Origin of the sequence: Rhodococcus sp. IEGM 1306 (assembly GCF_036541985.1) — a bacterium.
GTDB classification, from domain to species: domain Bacteria; phylum Actinomycetota; class Actinomycetes; order Mycobacteriales; family Mycobacteriaceae; genus Rhodococcus_F; species Rhodococcus_F qingshengii.
The window spans coordinates 117270-133646 of sequence record NZ_JAZHFF010000005.1; the positions used below are offsets into that span (position 1 = coordinate 117270).

General features: G+C 61.5%; 13 protein-coding genes and 1 riboswitch. Of the genes, 7 read left to right on the forward strand and 6 right to left on the reverse strand.

All coding sequences use genetic code 11. The features are described 5' to 3' along the window. Positions 1-303: 303 nt before the first annotated feature. The 5 genes from V3587_RS16000 to V3587_RS16020 all read right to left on the reverse strand — a co-directional run bounded on the left by V3587_RS16000 (position 304) and on the right by V3587_RS16020 (position 5899). Positions 304-744 carry a hypothetical protein gene (locus V3587_RS16000; protein WP_283376927.1) on the reverse strand — a complete coding sequence of 147 codons (441 nt, stop codon included), beginning with the start codon at positions 742-744 and terminating at the stop codon, positions 304-306. A 52-nt stretch (positions 745-796) separates the two neighbouring features. Next, the gene (locus V3587_RS16005) at positions 797-2791 is read right to left on the reverse strand and encodes an SDR family oxidoreductase (RefSeq protein ID WP_283376928.1); all 1995 of its coding nucleotides are present in this window, start codon (positions 2789-2791) and stop codon (positions 797-799) included. A 50-nt stretch (positions 2792-2841) separates the two neighbouring features. Beyond that, the gene (locus tag V3587_RS16010) at positions 2842-2964 is read right to left on the reverse strand and encodes a hypothetical protein (RefSeq protein ID WP_019747629.1); all 123 of its coding nucleotides are present in this window, start codon (positions 2962-2964) and stop codon (positions 2842-2844) included. Positions 2965-3243: 279 nt separating this feature from the next. Further along, positions 3244-3711 carry a hypothetical protein gene (locus tag V3587_RS16015; RefSeq protein WP_283383813.1) on the reverse strand — a complete coding sequence of 156 codons (468 nt, stop codon included), beginning with the start codon at positions 3709-3711 and terminating at the stop codon, positions 3244-3246. Between the two features lie 67 nt (positions 3712-3778). Then, positions 3779-5899, reverse strand: coding sequence for an MMPL family transporter (locus V3587_RS16020; protein WP_283376930.1), 2121 nt, complete (start codon positions 5897-5899; stop codon positions 3779-3781). Between the two features lie 69 nt (positions 5900-5968). Beyond that, positions 5969-6116, forward strand: a riboswitch (cobalamin riboswitch). A gap of 116 nt (positions 6117-6232) precedes the next feature. Between V3587_RS16020 and V3587_RS16025 the strand changes: the two genes are divergently transcribed. From V3587_RS16025 to V3587_RS16040, 4 genes are read left to right on the forward strand one after another with little or no spacing between them, the layout of a single operon-like run. Beyond that, positions 6233-7228: an ABC transporter substrate-binding protein gene (locus V3587_RS16025; RefSeq protein ID WP_283377083.1), complete on the forward strand. Its 996-nt coding sequence runs from the start codon at positions 6233-6235 to the stop codon at positions 7226-7228. Further along, on the forward strand, positions 7225-8265 hold the full coding sequence (locus tag V3587_RS16030) for a FecCD family ABC transporter permease (RefSeq protein WP_095968965.1): 1041 nt from the start codon (positions 7225-7227) through the stop codon (positions 8263-8265). Before V3587_RS16025 ends, V3587_RS16030 begins: the two co-directional genes overlap by 4 nt. Next, positions 8262-9095 carry an ABC transporter ATP-binding protein gene (locus V3587_RS16035; protein ID WP_200315674.1) on the forward strand — a complete coding sequence of 278 codons (834 nt, stop codon included), beginning with the start codon at positions 8262-8264 and terminating at the stop codon, positions 9093-9095. The genes V3587_RS16030 and V3587_RS16035 overlap by 4 nt, the downstream gene beginning before the upstream one ends. Then, positions 9092-9862, forward strand: a complete 771-nt coding sequence (locus V3587_RS16040) for a (2Fe-2S)-binding protein (RefSeq protein ID WP_283376931.1) — start codon at positions 9092-9094, stop codon at positions 9860-9862. Before V3587_RS16035 ends, V3587_RS16040 begins: the two co-directional genes overlap by 4 nt. 31 nt (positions 9863-9893) lie before the next feature. On the opposite strand, the gene phoA is transcribed toward V3587_RS16040, so the two are convergent. Next, on the reverse strand, positions 9894-11426 hold the full coding sequence (phoA, locus tag V3587_RS16045; RefSeq protein ID WP_124566500.1) for an alkaline phosphatase: 1533 nt from the start codon (positions 11424-11426) through the stop codon (positions 9894-9896). A 268-nt stretch (positions 11427-11694) separates the two neighbouring features. Between phoA and V3587_RS16050 the strand changes: the two genes are divergently transcribed. The 3 genes from V3587_RS16050 to V3587_RS16060 all read left to right on the forward strand — a co-directional run bounded on the left by V3587_RS16050 (position 11695) and on the right by V3587_RS16060 (position 16349). Beyond that, on the forward strand, positions 11695-14982 hold the full coding sequence (locus V3587_RS16050) for an error-prone DNA polymerase (protein WP_283376932.1): 3288 nt from the start codon (positions 11695-11697) through the stop codon (positions 14980-14982). 234 nt (positions 14983-15216) lie between these two features. Continuing rightward, on the forward strand, positions 15217-15564 hold the full coding sequence (locus V3587_RS16055; RefSeq protein ID WP_283376933.1) for a hypothetical protein: 348 nt from the start codon (positions 15217-15219) through the stop codon (positions 15562-15564). 14 nt (positions 15565-15578) lie between these two features. Beyond that, positions 15579-16349, forward strand: a complete 771-nt coding sequence (locus V3587_RS16060; RefSeq protein WP_283376934.1) for a glucose 1-dehydrogenase — start codon at positions 15579-15581, stop codon at positions 16347-16349. The last annotated feature ends 28 nt before the right edge of the window (positions 16350-16377 follow it).

The window sequence follows — 16377 nt, forward strand, 5'->3', positions numbered from 1 at the left end:
CCCGAGAAAAGTCACGCACTCGCAAAGTTTCCGCACTCATGCTGGTCGTAGGTGTCATTGGGGTGATCGTGAGCTTCGGGGTGACCTCACGTTGGGGGTTCCCGGCGTCCGCATCGGAGCTTTGCAGATCAAGTTCGTACGGAAGCGGATTTATCGAAGAAGCAGGGTGGGCTTGGATCCCGTTTCCCGTAGCCTCCTGCAAGACAGTGGATTTCGATTCAGTCGCAGAGTATTTCGCCCTCGGATGGGAAAACTCGATCACTGCCGCAGTATCGATCGCAGTCATCGCCATGGCCCTGACACTCACGTGGGGTGCAGGAGTTCAGTGATGCTTATATGTCCGGCCTTTGGTTCGTTCGGAAGGCTGACCGGCACAAGCCCCATGCTTTCCCGTCTCTCGTTGACCGAAAAGACGTACTGGGCAAATTCAGGCTTGACGTGCACCATCGGGAACTGTGCGCGAAGTTCGCCCACGATCCGATAACCCTCGTCGTACCAGTCGAAAACGTTGATCCCTGAATGCCACTGCGGGCGCATCGCGAAGCCGTCGATCTCAGTCACAAAGAACTTTTGGAAGCGATCAGTCCACGCCAGTATCTTCTCTCCAAGTTCGTCCTCGATCCCCATTTGGCTCGGGAGAACGTATGCCTGCGGGAACTGTTGCGGCGGGATGACAATTAATTCCTTCGACGGCCATAGCGAACTGGGATGGCCATGGTCAGGATAGATTCGGATGACTAGCACTGCAGATCCCTTGCGGTGGCCAATGCGCTCCGAGGCGAAGTCGCATCACCGGTCACCAGTGCGTCCCGGGTACGAGTCGGGCAGCACGACGGCCGAGTTTGCGGATGCGCGAGTGTGAATGGCGCTGACGCGACGGTGTTGCCGGAACGTCTGACGGGGTTTCCTTGTCTACCTGACCCTTTGCCGCCGGAGAATCGGGGAAGGCCTGGTACATCTGGTTGAGAATCCGGTCCTTGGTGTGCGGTGCGAACAGGGTTCCCAGATCACCCAGAGTTCCCAACGGCACATCGATGCGCTTGGGGCGTTCGATCAGCGCGCGGATCACCATTGCCGCAGCCTTTTCCGGGCTGGTGATCGGGCCGTTGTTGTATTCACCGGTCGGAGCGATCATCGGCGTTTCGACCAGCGGCATGTGGATGGTCGTGAAAGTGATTCCGTCTGCCAGGGTTTCGGAGGCAGCTACGTCGGAGAAGCCGTCGAGGGCGGCCTTGCTCGCCACGTAGGCAGAGAATCTAGGCGTTGCCGCCTGGACTCCCGCGCTGCTGATGTTCACGATGTGGCCGAAGCGGCGAGAACGCATGGTGGGCAACAATGCGAGCACCAATCGCACAGCGCCGAAGTAGTTCACGGCCATCGTTCGTTCGTAGTCGTGGAAACGATCCGTGGAATGGTAAATGCCGCGCCGTATGGATCGGCCGGCGTTGTTGACCAACATGTCCACGTGATCATGTTCTGCCAGAATGCTTTTGATCGTGTGCTGGACCGACTCGTCGTCGGTGATGTCGCAGGGATAACCGAACGCCTTGCCTCCGGTTGATCGAATCTCCTGTACCGCGGCCTCGAGTTCGTCGGTGCGGCGTGCGATGAGGAGAACTGTGGCGCCTTTCTGGGCGGCGGCGATGGCAGAGGCCTTGCCGATTCCGGACGAGCCGCCGGTGATCAAAACCATCCGACCGACAAGTGGTCCTTCGCGATGGTTGCGACGTGCGCGATTGGGATCGAGGTTTGCGCGCCAGTACTTCCACAGCACGGTCGAGTACGACCCGAACTCGGGGACCGTGAGGCCTGATCCGGCGAGGGCGGCAACGGTTCTCTCGGAGGTGAAGGTCGGCGCCATCGTCATGTTGTCAAGCAATGCTGCAGGCATGCCGATGCGATCGAGGAAGACCTTTCGTGCCGATTCTGCCGAGTCGATCGGCAATGGCGAGACAAAGGGTTTGGCGATCACGCCCGGCAGGCTGAGTGCGGGCCGCGGCGCTCCTGCGGCCTTGGCGAGGCCGGCATAGATTTCGCGTACCGGTTGAGGTTTCGGATTGACGAGATGGAACGCTTCGCCGTCACGGCCGGGCACATGCATCAACTCGACGAGGGCGGTGGCCACATAATCGACCGGCACCACGTTGGTTGCGCCGAGGTTGGGGATCGGGACGGGTAGTGCTGCAGGTAGTTTCGCGAGTAGCGCCAGGCCGGGGAACAAGTAATACGGACCGTCGATCTTGTCCATCTCTCCGGTGACGGAGTTGCCGACAACGGCAGACGGTCGATATACGCGCCAGGTGAGGCCTTCTCGTTCTCGAACGAGCTTCTCGGCCTCGAACTTGGTTCGGTGGTATGGCGTCGGAAAGCCTTGGCCGCAATCGAAATCGGTCTCGCTGAAGGTGCCCGGATAGTCGCCCGCGACTGCGACCGATGACACGTGATGAAGTGTGGCTCCCAGTTTCGCGGCAAGTTCGACCACGGAGCGTGTGCCCTCGACATTTGTGGAAGCCTGCTCGTCTCCGGCTGTGATGTCGTAGATCGCCCCGAGGTGAAGGACGTGGTCGGCAAGCGGGGGAGAGTCGATCCCCAGCTCCGGCTCGGTGAGATCTCCGATGAGTGGATGCACCCGATCGCCGTCGGGAATCGCCGACACCTGTCCTTCGAGTTTGGCGACGGAACCGGCTCTGACCAGCACGTGGATCTGGGCGGTTTCATCACGCTCGAGCAGGAGCGGCAGTACGGCTCGTCCGAGGAATCCGGTACCGCCTGTGACGATGTAAGTGGCCATAGTCGGTAACTTACTCCAAAGTAAGATCGACGGCTAGAGGGAAACGACCATCAGTGCGTCATGACACCGTCCTCGGTGTCGAAGTCGATGCCCGCGGTGATGATTCCGGAGAACAAGAACGCGACGGCAAGTGCAAGAGCGGGGATTGCAAGGATCCATTCGAAAATTGTCATGCTCCAAGTCTGACGAAATCAGCTTCGGAGAACATCGCCCTGCGGAGCGATTTAGGCGATCGGGCAGTCATCCTCGAGGACGACTGCCCGATCAGGGAAATCCACTATGTCCTGTTGCTGAAGAGTTTCGGGCGCAGTGGGTGCGCCCTCCTTGCATCGCGTTACGTGATTTCGGATGAGATGCGGCGGCCGTTGGTCCGAGGGGGTGAAGGCCACGGGCCGTCCGCCAGTAGACCGGCGCACAATCGTCGAGGCGATGGCGTGGCCAGGCCGGCAAACCTAGACCGGTTCAGCGCCCGACAAGTCCTCGACCGCATACGGGGTCGTTCCCGCGAACAGAACACCGATCCCGAAAGGATCGGCCATCTCGAGCCTTGACTCAGCGAACCGCAGCAGCCAGGTTCCGTCAGCCCAGATCACCGCCTCAGGTTCGCCGAACAGTGACTCCGTGACGTCCAACTCCACAAGTTCGGAGTGGGGGAGGCCGAACTGTGGCTCACGCAGCTGTTGACGCAGGTAATCGGCGGCGACTTCGGCAAATTCACCGAACCGGGCCATCACGGTCGCAGCGAGCTCACGCACCGCCGACTCCGGCACGGTGGCCGGCTCGATAACCAGACTCACCGGCCTTGAGTCACCGACCCCCTGGACATCGATGATCGATGTCCAGCACGCCAACGAATCGTCCGAGTCGACTCGCGAAAACGCTGCTGAGCCGACCACAACACTCTCGGGTAAGTCATCCACGACCCCTAGTCAAACACAACTTTCCGCAGGATCCCAGGCACTCTCCAGCGACATGGCCCAGTCACGGTCAGTGGCCGATGCCGACCTTCGCGTGGACCTTTTTCATCCACGCGGGAGCCCACCAATTCGCTTCGCCCATCAACTTCACGAGTGAGGGCACGAGCAACATACGGATGATGGTCGCGTCGACTATCAGCGCGACGATCATGCCGACGCCCAGGAACTTCATCACCGACAACCCGGACATCGCGAAGGCCCCCGTCACCACGATCAGGAGGAGGGCGGCGGCCGTCACGATGCGGCCGGTGCGTTCGGTTCCGAACTTGACTGCTTCCTCCGTCGTCGCTCCCGCGTTCTTGGCCTCGACCATCCGGGACATCAGGAAAACCTCGTAGTCCGTGGACAATCCGAAGACCACCGCCAGGATGAGCACGACGAACGTCGCTTCCAGCGGAGTTTGACTGACCCCGAGGAGTTCGACGCCGTGACCGTCCTGGAAGACGAAGGTGAGGACACCGAAGGTGGTCGCGAGGCTCAGTGCGGCCATCAGCACCGCCTTGATGGGCAGGACGACCGAACCGAACGCGAGGAACAACAGGATCAAGGTGGATCCGACCATGATGAGGATCATCACCGGCAACCAGTGCAGGACGGCGTTGTTGCCGTCGTCGACCATGGCTTGTCCACCGCCGACAAGCAGCACCGTTCCGTCGGGAGCGGAGATCTCGCGCAAATCTGTCACTGCGGCGCTCTGTGATTGGGGTGTGGAGCCCTCGCTGTAGAGAGCCTGAACCGCGATCAGTTGATTGGTGCTCGCGACGACGGTCGCCTGACCGATGCCCTCGACCTGACCGGCGGACTCGGCGATCGCTGCACCTTCGGCCGGGGTGAGAGTGTTCCCGTCCTCGGCCTGAAGGATCATCGTCGCGCCGTTTCCGGTCTGCGGGAAGTCGTTGACCAACGTGTCCATTGCGACGCGAGCGGGGTCGTTGTCCGGCAGTGCGGTGTACGAGAGTTCTCCCAAACGGGCGCCGAGCAGGGGCGAGGCCATCACGAGCAGCACGGCCACGATCGTCACCGAGACCGCGACCGGACGCTTCATCACCCACGTGACGACGCGGCCCCAGAACTTGCGCGAGCGTTCCTCGCCGCGTTGCGCCGCATCCTTGCGCCACGTCAGGGCGTTGATGCGATGCCCCAGAATGGCAAGCAGCGCAGGCACAGCGGTCAGCGACAGGACTGCCGCGCTCAGTACTGCAGCGATCGCACCGAAGCCCAGAGACCGGATGACGGCCTGCGGGAAAACGAGCATGCCGCTGAACGCGCAGATCAACAGCAGACCCGAGAACATGACGGTGCGACCCGCGGTCAGAACTGTCCGCTGAGCAGCCGCTCCCGGGTCCGAGCCCGAATTCAGTTCTTCACGGAACCTGCCGACAACGAACAGCCCGTAGTCGATGGCCAGTCCCAAACCGAGAAGAGAAGCGACGTTGATCGAGAACGAGGACACATCGGTGATCAAGGTGAGGATCCGCAGAACCGCCAACGCGCTCAGGACACTGAGAACACCCACGAACACCGGAACCGCAGCAGCGACGACGCCGCCGAAGATGAAGACCAGCAGCACCAGAGTGATCGGAATGGCGATGGCTTCGGCGACCACCAGGTCTTTCTCCAGCTTGGTGTTGAACGCGACGCCGACAACCGTATTACCCGCGAATTGTGCCTCGGCACCTTCGACTTCGAGCTTCGGCAAGAGATCGGCGAAAGTAGCCGGTGTGACGCCCGAGTCCGGTGCCAACGTGATCGCAACGGCCGCCATGGATCCGTCGTTCGAGAGCAGACTGGCCTTGGCCGCGGCGTCCGTTCCCCAGTACGACTTCACCGATGCCGTCGGCACTTCCGTCTTGAACTGGTCGACGGCGGCCGTCACTGCCGGGCCGATGTCGTCCAGAGACTTACCGTCCGTGGGCGTGTAGATCGCGATGATGTCCGGGGTCTGCGGGCCGAGATTGTCTTCGATGATGTCGGCGACCTTCGCGGAGTCGCTGCCCGGATCGATGAATCCGCCCTGGCTGAGCTTGCCGAACACTCCGAGTCCCCACACCCCACTGATGAGAACAATCAGAACCGCGAGGCTCAGTACCCACCATTTCCGGGCGACGACGGTTTGGGCCCAGCGTGTCATGTATCAACTCCGGTGTGTGGGGGTGTCTGGCCAGATCGACTGTAGTGGGCGTTTGGTCTTGAATCGGAAACGTCATGCATACTGCTCGAAGCACTTGCAAGCCACGCGTGTGGGGGAAGCCGGTCCGAATCCGGCGCTGACCCGCAACGGTAGGTCGATTCTCGGTAGTCACCGAGCGTCGGCAAGCCCGATTACCCACCGCGCGGTGTGCGACATCCATTCGTCGTGGTCTACGAAAAGGAAGTCCAGCAGGAGCTCTGGCCGAGGATCAGCGTGCGGGCGGAGTTGTCTGTCGGATTCTCATTCGTGGCTCAGAGCCCTTACGAGGTCCCCGTGTCACTTCAGTTCTCCCCGTCCCGCACCGCCGCTGTTCTCATCGCGGTCGCCTTGGTTTCGGCAGGTTGTTCCAAAGGCGAAGCGGCTGGTGGTTCTTCAACCACCGAATCCTTTGCACAGCCGGTTTCCATCACGAACTGCGATCGGCCAGTGACGTTCGATTCGCCACCCCAGCGGATCATCACCATGAACGATCACGTCACCGAAGTACTCATCGAGATGGGCGTCGGTGACCGCATCGTCGGGATGGGGTACGGCGACAGCACACCAACACCCGAGACCGCCGAGCAGTTCGCGAAGATCACCAACCTCGCCAAGGAATACCCGACCGCCGAGCAGATTCTCGATCTCGATCCCGATTTTGTCGTCGGAGGTATGAGTAGCGCATTTCAAGAGAAGGAAGGCCGCTCGCGGGACCTCTTCGCCGAACGCGGAATCAACACGTTTCTGTTCTCCGAGTACTGCGGCCAGGGATTCCCCGACATCTCGATGCTGGAAAACGACTACGAGCAGTTGGGGAGGATCCTCGGAGTCGAAGGCGAAGCAGCCAAGGTCACCGATCAGGTAACGCAAGGGCTCGACGCGGTGAAGGCGGCAGTCGGAGATGCTCAGCCGGTGCCGACGTTCTTCTACGACGGTGGCAAGGATGTTCCGACGACAATCGGCGGAGTGGGCGTCGGTCAGCTCGTCGCTGGTTATGCGGGAGCGACGAACATCTACTCCGAGGGTGAGCGCCCGTATGTCAAGACCACATGGGAGGTCGTGGGTGAGCGCGCGCCACAGGCGATCGTAGTCCTGGACTACGGATCTGAGAACGCTCAAGTGAAGATCGATTTCCTGAAGTCACATCCCGTCATGGCCACCACTCCAGCCGTCCAACAGAATCGATTTGTGGTCATTCCTCTCGACGACTTCTTCGAGAGCCCTCGTCTGGTGCGCTCGGCCCAGACCATCGCGGCGGGTCTGCATCCGGGCGTAGTTCCGGCACAGTGACCAGGTCTCGTTCCAGCTATACCGCCTTGCTTGCAGCGCTGTGTGTGGCGCTTGCCGTGGTCATGGGGCTGGCGGTGTCCTTCGGGTCGGTTCGTATTCCCGTCGGTGACGTGTGGGCGATAGTCGGAGCTCGTTTGGCGCCGGGGACTTTCGAGACGTGGTGGACCGCGGCGCGGGAGTCGATCGTGATCGACTCCCGCCTACCCCGCGCACTCACCGCGGCGGTGGTGGGTGCTTCGTTGGCCATGGCGGGCGCGGTCGCTCAGGCGGTCACGCGTAATCCGCTTGCCGATCCATATCTGCTCGGTGTCTCGTCGGGCGCAGGATTCATGGTGGTCTTGGTGACGGTTCTAGGGATCGGAACCGGAATGCTCGGCGTATTCACGATTCCTGTTGCAGCGTTCATCGGGGCGATGATTCCGTTGTTCCTCGCCTTACTGATTGGTGGACGGTATCCGCAGCCGACTGCGATCATTCTTGTGGGTGTTGCACTCGGACAGATATTTTCGGCATTGATCACCTTTTGTCTTTTGGTGATTGCGGACGAGCGTCACATCACTGGAGTTATGCATTGGCTCGCCGGCGGATTCGGTGATGCGCGATGGTCGACGCTGATCTTCCCGACGATCACGCTGGTCGTCGTCGGTACCGCCCTTCTGTTCAGTTCGCGGTGGATGGACGTCTTGCAGACCGGTGACGACGGGGCTGCTGCACTCGGTATGAACGTCCGACGGTTCCGTGTGTTGTCCTTGCTTGCGGTCTCCGTACTGGCGGGCGCGGCAGTCAGCGTTGCCGGTGGAATCGGATTCATCGGTCTGCTGATCCCACATCTGGCCGGTTTCATCGTTGGCACCAGAGCAATTCGACTGCTCCCTGCTGCAGCCCTGCTGGGCGCCGTCGCGATGGTAGCCGCGGATACCGCTGCGCGCTCGGTGGCACAATCCACTGAAGTTCCGGTCGGAGTGATCACCGCTCTCGTCGGTGCACCGATCTTCGTTTGGATGCTCTACCGGCAGTATCGGAGGCTCGAACAGTGACGCAGATCAGAACAGTGACACAGGCCAGAACAGGGACACTCCCGAAGGATGCCGAAGCTGCGCCTCTGCTCGAACTCGTCGAGACCCGGGCGAGGCTCGGCAACCGCGAAGTCTTGCGCGGCATCACTTTCGCAGTGACGTCCGGTGAAATATTGGGCTTGGTCGGACCGAACGGCAGTGGCAAGACGACGGCACTGCGCTGCTGCTACAACGCTTTGACTCCGACAGGTGGCGCAGTTCTGATCGATCAAGCCGACTCGACGACGCTCTCGCGTAAGGACATCGCCCGAACCATCTCGGCAAGTGTTCAGGAACCTACTGTCTCGGCAGGACTTTCGGTCCGTGAATCGATCGCACTCGGACGAACTCCGCACCGCAGCTGGTTGGACCGAAGCACGGATCGTGACACAACCATCGTGGATCGATGCATCGAGCAGGTCGGTTTGGTCGAGCTTGCCGGACGGGACGTGTCGACTCTGTCGGGCGGTGAGCGGCAACGTGTCTCGATAGCGCGCGCATTGGCTCAGGAGCCCAAGGTTCTGTTGTTGGACGAGCCGACCAATCATCTCGATCTTCGTCACCAGTTGATCGTGATGGAATTGCTCGCCGAACTGGCGTCGGCGGGGCTCGCAGTTGTGGTCACGATGCACGATCTACGGTTGGCAGTCGAGTACTGCGACAACCTTGCCGTGCTCACCGAAGGTGAACTCCGCGCGTGTGGGTCTACGGTCGAGGTGTTGGACGAGCCGCTGTTGGCCGAGGTTTTCGGCATCAAGGCGCGAGTCGAACGCGGCGTACGCCCGCGGATGGAGATATTGGGGCTGGCATGACGGAATCGATAGCCGGGATCTACGCCCGTATGGCAGTAGCTGTGCCGTTCTTCGACGACCTGACCGCATATCCGGATACGGTGCCCGCGGTGTTGATGACCGACCCCCAGTGGTTGGCAGCTCGCGTCGCCGATACGGCCGAGCGGTGGGGGAGTTCGGACAGCCGAGTGAACTGCACGTTGTGGTGGTACTCGGCCAGCTCGACACTGACCGGCATTCCGATCGGAACCGGGATGGTCACCGGGTTCGCGGCCGATCCATCGTTGGACGGTGGGCGGATCTTCTTGCGTGACAACGGCTATCTGGGCGGGTTTGCTGCCGGATCGGTCATTCCGATCTCGCGGAGTGTGGCGGAGTTGGGTCACGCGATGTTCCGTTCACTCAGCCCCGTGATCGAAGTACTCGCCGAGGTGTCCGGCGTTCGGCAGCAGGCGCTGTGGGCGATCACGACGGATTCCATCGCCAATCGCAGCCTTGACGCAGCCGGTAGCGCGAGGGAGCGTGGAAGTGCATTTGCGGCCGGTCTGATCGATGTTCTCCGCGGCGAGAACCCGGGCATTCCGGTTCCGCGTTTCGTCGATGTCGACCGCAATGAAAGTGTTGTGCGCGTTTCCAATCCATTGACACCAGTGGCATCAGGGCGACGCAGATTCACGCAGCGGGCGTCGTGCTGCCTGATCTACGAGGTGCCCGGTGAAGGCAAGTGCACCAGTTGCCCGAAGCGCGCACCCGAAGATAGGGTGCGCGCCTTGGCCGCTCTGGTGTGACTGTGGGTGAGCGGATTCAGGTGTTGTCGGATCAGTGAGCTGCGACCTTGGAACGGTCGAGACCCAGCGCGTCGGTCATCGTGAAGAACAGATCGGTCTGGTCAGTGAGGCCACTGACATTGGCGGCGTGCGGGCCGAAAGCTGCTACACGCAACTGAGTTCCGGTGTGTCCTTCGGACTCGACAGCCGGATCCTCGGACGTTCCGTAGCTGATCGTCATCTCCGAGCCGTCCTTGGTGGTCAGCTTGCGGGTCAGTCCGGGGTAGACGATTTCCTGGGCGCGCTCGACCGGAATATTCTGGTCCTTGGCGATGGTGGCGATGTCGTCCGCGCTGACGTTGGTGACGATCTGGCTGGTGTGAGCGTGGTCGGCGGTAACGATGACCAGGGTTTCTCCGTCGGTCTTCGCGAATTCGAGTGCCTTCTGCACAGCTTCGTCGAGGTCGACGGTTTCACCGATCTGACCGCACGCGTTGGCTGCGTGATCCTGCTTGTCGATCGAGGCACCTTCGACCTGGAGGAAGAATCCGTTGTCGTTGACCTTCAGTAGGTCGATCGCCTTCTGCGTCATGTCCGCGAGCTTGGGTACGTCGGAGGTTCGCTTGGGGTTGTCGACGCAGGTTTCGGCGGGTTGCAGGTAACCGTCACGGGTGGCGACAGAGCCTTCCCAGCGGACGGGCATGTTGCCGTCGGCGAACAAGCCGAGCACAGGTGCATCCTGATCTGCCTTGCCGACCTCGTTCATCTCGGCGGCATTCTTCACCAGCTGGTAGCCACGAGCGGCAGCTTGCTCGTTGAGTGTCTTGCCCTGCCAGTCACCGGCTTTCGCGGTCTCAGCGAAGGACTTGGCGCCGCCGGCAAAGGTGACGTCGGCTCGGGTGTCGAGGAGCTGTTCGCTGATCGACCCCTTGCCGCCGTTCTCGATGGCGTTCTCCGGGCAGGACTTGGACGTTGCCTCCGGCCCGTAGCACTTGCGGCCACTGACGTGTGCGACCTGCACTGCGGGGGTGGCGTCCTGCACCTCGGCAGTGGAGACGTTGCCGGTGGCCTTGCCGTTCGCCTTGGCGATCTCGAGGACGGTCGACTGGGCCTGACCCTTGATGTCGACGGAAATCGCGCCGTTGTAGGTCTTGGTGCCGGTGGACCATGCCGATCCACTGGCAGCGGAGTCGGTGACGTAGTCGGGCTTGCCGTCCTTGGTCAACGCGTAGTGCGTGTACTGGCCGGTGATCGGCAGGGCGTCGAGGCCGGGGAAGCTGCCCGCAGCGCCTTCGGCGTAGTTGCGTGCGGCTGTGATCTCCGAGTCGCCCATGCCGTCCCCGATCAGGAGGATGACGTTCTTCGCGCCGGAGGCATTGACGGCGTCGCGCACTGCGGCCGACTGATCACCGTCGATGCGACGAGCGCCACCGTTCGAGGACAATTCGCCGGTCGCGGCGCGATCGACGGTCGCGCCGTTCGAGCCTGTGGCCTCGTCGGCGCTGCTGCTGCAGCCGGCAGCGGCCAGAACGGCGACGGCGCCGGCGACGGCCGTCAACCTACGTGTGTTGCGCGAGAACGACATACGAGTAGTACTCCTGGAAACAGTATGGATGGAGATTATGAACGCCGCTAATGATCTGGGGCCAAAGTGAACGGAGTGCAGACATGCGTACATCTGAATGTGACGAGACGGTGAGGGTTGAGATTCGCTCTGTTGACTGTGGGTGAGCGACCTGGCAGACTGAATCCTCATCGAACATCAGTTCGATGCATGTGGTGCGTCTTCCCTTTCGGCATCCTCGAGCAGTCGGTCGTCCCTGACGGCCGACTCGATCAGGTGCGAGGTCAGTGTGGGTTGGGGAAATGGGCCGCCGACGTGGTCCGAGATGGAACGGGTGCTTTCCGGACGACCCGGCCGTGTGGAACATGAGGATTTGTTTCCGGGCGATGGAAGTGACAGCCCCGCCTGGTCAAGAAAGCGCGGCGAGTACCACGCGGGCGAGCTCACCCGTGGTGCCGGTGTAGTTCCTTACGCAGAACTGCACGCTCACTCGGCCTTCAGTTTCCTCGACGGTGCATCGCCGCCGGAAGAGCTGGTCGAGGAAGCAGTGCGTCTCGGGCTCGAAGCTATCGCCGTCACCGATCACGACGGCTTCTACGGCGTGGTGAGGTTTGCGGAAGCCGCACGTGAATGGGGAATGCGCACAGTCTTCGGAGCTGAGCTTTCTCTGGACTCGGTACCCAGAACCGGCACGGCAGATCCCGGTGGAACACACCTCCTGGTGCTTGCCCGTGGGCAGGAAGGGTATCGCCGGCTTTCGCGGGAGATCGCTGCCGCGCATCTGGCGGGCGGCGAGAAGGGCAAACTGCAGTACGACTACGACGTGCTGACCGAAGCGGCCGGTGGCCACTGGCAGATCCTGACCGGGTGCCGGAAAGGTCATGTGCGGCAAGCCTTGACGTCGGGTGGTCGCGAAGCAGCGGCGGATGCCTTGCTGGATCTGGTCGAGCGATTCGGGGCGGAGCGAGTGTCGGTGGAACTCACCCATCATGGGTTGGCGGAGGACGACGAGCGCAATGCCGTTCTGGCCGAATTGGCGAGAGAGCATGGACTACGTACGGTGGCGACCACCGCCGCGCACTTCGCCGCTCCTCCGCGTCGACGCCTCGCCATGGCAATGGCGGCTGTGCGGTCGCGTCAAAGCTTGGACGAGGCAGCAGGATGGTTGGCCCCTACCGGCGGAGCGCACCTGCGGTCCGGCGCGGAGATGGCGACACTGTTCTCGCTCTATCCCGAGGCTGTCAGTGGTGCCGCCGATCTTGGTCGTGAGTGCGCTTTCGATCTCAAGCTCATCGCGCCCAAACTGCCACCGTTCGACGTTCCCGCCGGGCATACCGAGGCGTCGTGGTTGCGTGAGCTCACCATGGTGGGGGCGCTGGAACGCTACGGACCGCCGGAAGGTGCACCGAAGGCATACAAACAGCTCGAACATGAACTTGCCATCATCGAGGGATTGAACTTTCCCGGATACTTCCTGGTGGTGCATGACATCGTGTCGTTCTGCAAGAACAACGACATCCTCTGTCAGGGAAGAGGTTCCGCTGCGAACTCGGCGGTGTGTTACGCGATCGGCATCACCAATGTCGATCCGGTTCGCAACAAATTGTTGTTCGAGAGGTTTCTTGCGCCCGAACGTGACGGCCCGCCCGACATCGACGTGGACATCGAGTCCGACCGTAGGGAAGAGGCGATCCAGCACGTGTACGCGAAGTACGGGCGTACGTATGCCGCGCAGGTCGCCAATGTCATCACCTATCGAGGAAAGTCGTCGGTGCGGGACATGGCTCGGGCACTGGGCTTTTCGCAGGGACAGCAAGATGCGTGGAGTAAGCAGGTCGGCCGGTGGGGTGGTATCGACAAGAATGCGGATACAGATATTCCGCGTCCGGTACTCGAACTGGCGGCGCAGATCGAAGGCTATCCGCGGCACCTCGGTATACACTCGGGCGGCATGGTCATCTGCGATCGTCCTATCGCCGACGTCTGCCCGGTGGAGTGGGCGCGAATGGCCAATCGTAGTGTCCTGCAGTGGGACAAGGACGACTGTGCTGCCGCTGGGCTGGTCAAGTTCGACCTGCTCGGCCTCGGCATGCTCTCTGCATTGCATTACATGATGGATCTGGTGGCCGAACACAAAGGCATCACAGTCGATCTGGCGCAACTCGATCTGTCGGAAACGGCGGTGTACGAGATGCTGCAGCGGGCAGATTCGGTGGGGGTGTTCCAAGTGGAATCACGTGCGCAGATGGCGACACTGCCGCGTCTGAAGCCTCGAAACTTCTACGACCTGGTGGTCGAGGTCGCGCTCATCCGTCCGGGGCCGATTCAAGGCGGATCAGTGCATCCGTACATTCGTCGGCGCAACAAACTCGAACCTGTGTCCTACGACCATCCGTCGCTCGAGAAGGCACTCGAACGCACGTTGGGGGTTCCGCTGTTCCAGGAACAGTTGATGCAGATGGCCGTCGACGTTGCGGGCTTCACGCCGTCCGAGGCCGATCAATTGCGTCGGGCAATGGGATCGAAACGCTCCACCGAGAAGATGGAACAACTGCGCGCGAGATTCTATCAGGGCATGCGAGACCTACACGGCATCGGCGACGAGGTTGCCGACCGGATCTACGAAAAGCTGTATGCGTTTGCCAATTTCGGTTTCCCGGAAAGCCATTCACAGAGTTTTGCCGCGCTGGTCTTCTACTCCTCGTGGTTCAAACTCCATCATCCCGCTGCGTTCTGCGCCGGACTTCTGCGCGCGCAGCCCATGGGTTTCTACTCGCCGCAGTCGTTGGTTGCCGACGCGCGCCGGCACGGAGTGCAGGTACACGGTGCAGACATCAATGTCAGCCTTGCGCACGCCACCGTCGAGGCAAGTGGATTCGAGGTTCGGCTGGGATTGGGGGAGGTGCGCAACATCGGCGATGCACTGGCCGAGAAGATTGTCGAACGGCGTGACCTCGGTGGACCGTTCACGTCGTTTCTCGATCTGACCGGCCGGGTGGAACTGACTACCGCACAGGCTGAATCGTTGGCGACCGCCGGTGCGCTCGCCAGCTTCGGCATCTCGCGTAGAGAAGCGCTGTGGGCAGCGGGCGCTGCGGCAGGGGAGCGCCCCGACCGCTTGCCGGGTATCGGTGCATCGGTCACAGCTCCCACCCTGCCCGGAATGAGCGACGTCGAATTGGCGGCAGCGGATGTCTGGGCGACAGGAGTATCTCCCGACACCTACCCGACACAGTTTCTCCGCCCACAGCTCGACGCGCTTGGCGTGGTGCCGGCGTCGAGACTTCTCGACATCCCGGACGGTGACCGTGTGCTGGTGGGGGGAGCAGTCACACACCGGCAGCGCCCGGCAACAGCTGCGGGCGTCACGTTCATCAACCTCGAAGACGAAACCGGCATGGTCAATGTCGTGTGTTCGGTGGGGTTGTGGGCAAAGTACCGAAAACTGGCAAATACGGCGCCGGCGTTGCTTATTCGAGGGAAGGTGCAAAATGCAGAAGGCGCTGTCACCGTCGTGGCAGACCGGATGCAGCTGATGGATCTGCGAGTTACGGCCAAATCGCGAGACTTCCGTTAACGCCTGATTCTGGCCACCGTGTTAGTGCCGAGAGACAGTTTTGTGCCGAGAGGACAAAGGCGGAGCTCAACTCTGACCTCCGAGCATATGGTGCGGGTCACATTTGCTCCCTAGGGTTGTCGCTTGAGCGCGATCGATTCACCACACGCAGCCGCGGTCAGTTGCCTTGCGCGTGAATATCGTCGCCTTCCAAACATGCTGAATCCAAAGCACTTCGAGTCGAAGAGGAACTTCATGAGCACAGCGATTCTCGTCGCACACGTACACCCCGCCGATCCGTCTTCGGAGGAAGCATTCAACCGCTGGTACGACGACGTACATATCCCGCAGGTCGTCGAGCGAGTGCCCGGGGTTGTCTCCGCCTCCCGATTCTCTCTCGCGGATGTGCAGTTGCTGCCCGAGGAGGCATTGCCCGCGCGCCGCTACCTGAGCATCTATCAACTCGACACGGAAGATCTCGCGGGCACCGCCCAGGCGTTGGGAAGTGCTTTGGGCGACGGAACTCTCGACATGTCCGAGGCCATCGCGACCACCGGTGAGACCAGTCCCGAATTGCTCTTCTACGTCCCGGCCGAGAGCTGAAGGGGAACGCTGACATGTCTGATCTTCTCGCGAACAAAGTTGCGATAGTCACCGGAGCAGGCGCAGGCATCGGTGCGGCAATCGCCCGGGCATTCGGGGCGGAGGGTGCCCGCGTCGTAGTCTCCGACATCAACGGTGACGCAGCACAGGCAGTGGCGGACTCGATCGACGGGGCGATCGCTGTCACTACCGACGTTACCGACGAACAGCAGGTCAAGGATCTCGTCGCCAGAGCGGTCGACGAGTTCGGCGGACTGAACGTCGTAGTACCCAACGCCGGCATCGCCATTACTACTCCACTGATCGAGACCTCGTTCGAGGACTGGCGGAAAGTCATGTCCGTCAATCTCGACGGAGTGTTCTTGACCGTCCGTCATTCGTTACCCGCGCTCGTCGCATCCGGTGGCGGTTCGATCGTGAACATCTCGTCGATCTCGTCGACAACAGGGTCGCCGTTGATCGGCAGCTACGCCGCCGCCAAGGCTGCGGTTCGCAATCTCACCGAAACCCTCTCGGCCGAACTTCGCTTTCACGGAATCCGCGCGAACGCTTTGCTGCCCGGATTCATCGATACCGACCTGGTCAAGAGTCACCAGCAGGATTTCGAGAACGCCCTCGGCCTCGAGTCCGGCGGCTTCGACGATTTGATGGTCACGAAGCAGACGCGCTACGGCCGGACCGAGGAAGTTGCCGCCGCGGCAGTGTTCTTTGCCAGTGACCAGTCGTCGTGGTGCAACGGCAGCAGTCTGGTTCTCGACGGAGGGTTCACCGCTTCTCTTCTCTGAGCCGCAGCATCTTTCCGAACATCACCCG

What these genes read in the sequence shown, in the direction of transcription:
- V3587_RS16005 (WP_283376928.1), bottom strand. Translation starts at nt 2,791, where the DNA reads ATGGCCACTTACATCGTCACAGGCGGTACCGGATTCCTCGGACGAGCC.
- V3587_RS16055 (WP_283376933.1), top strand. Translation starts at nt 15,217, where the DNA reads ATGAGCACAGCGATTCTCGTCGCACACGTACACCCCGCCGATCCGTCT.
- V3587_RS16040 (WP_283376931.1), top strand. Translation starts at nt 9,092, where the DNA reads ATGACGGAATCGATAGCCGGGATCTACGCCCGTATGGCAGTAGCTGTG.
- V3587_RS16020 (WP_283376930.1), bottom strand. Translation starts at nt 5,899, where the DNA reads ATGACACGCTGGGCCCAAACCGTCGTCGCCCGGAAATGGTGGGTACTG.
- V3587_RS16060 (WP_283376934.1), top strand. Translation starts at nt 15,579, where the DNA reads ATGTCTGATCTTCTCGCGAACAAAGTTGCGATAGTCACCGGAGCAGGC.
- phoA (WP_124566500.1), bottom strand. Translation starts at nt 11,426, where the DNA reads ATGTCGTTCTCGCGCAACACACGTAGGTTGACGGCCGTCGCCGGCGCC.
- V3587_RS16010 (WP_019747629.1), bottom strand. Translation starts at nt 2,964, where the DNA reads ATGACAATTTTCGAATGGATCCTTGCAATCCCCGCTCTTGCACTTGCC.